This window comes from Bacillus sp. JJ1127, from assembly GCF_036965845.1.
GTDB lineage: Bacteria > Bacillota > Bacilli > Bacillales > Bacillaceae_G > Bacillus_A.
In genome coordinates this window covers 1-286 of sequence record NZ_JBALQK010000273.1, presented here as the reverse complement: position 1 = coordinate 286, position 286 = coordinate 1, and the positions used below count along the sequence as shown (strand labels likewise).

The following is a 286-nucleotide window of genomic DNA, read 5'->3' as shown; positions in this document are numbered from 1 at the left end:
CAAAATGGATATATATACTTTTGGATGAGGGGACCATACATGCTAAAATACTTCTTTACATTTTTTCTTGTTATAGTTTTTGCAGTTACAGGTTTCTGTACATTCTCATACTTTGCTACAGAGGAATATGATGGAACTGGTATGTTATATTTAGTGAATCCTTATATCTCCATAGCGAACTAAACAAAAACAGCTTGGGAACTTTCCAAGCTGTTTTGACTTTGCATACTGTTTCATTCAATTCATTTAAACTATTTTTTAAGATAATACATATACATCAATTAAA

At 29.7% G+C, this 286-nt stretch carries 1 protein-coding gene; it reads left to right on the top strand.

The window, feature by feature from the left end; translation table 11 throughout:
* Nucleotides 1–183, top strand: a 183-nt coding sequence (locus V7183_RS22120) for a hypothetical protein (protein WP_335360848.1), incomplete at its 5' end; no start/stop codon positions are given.
* Between the last annotated feature and the right edge of the window lie 103 nt (nucleotides 184–286).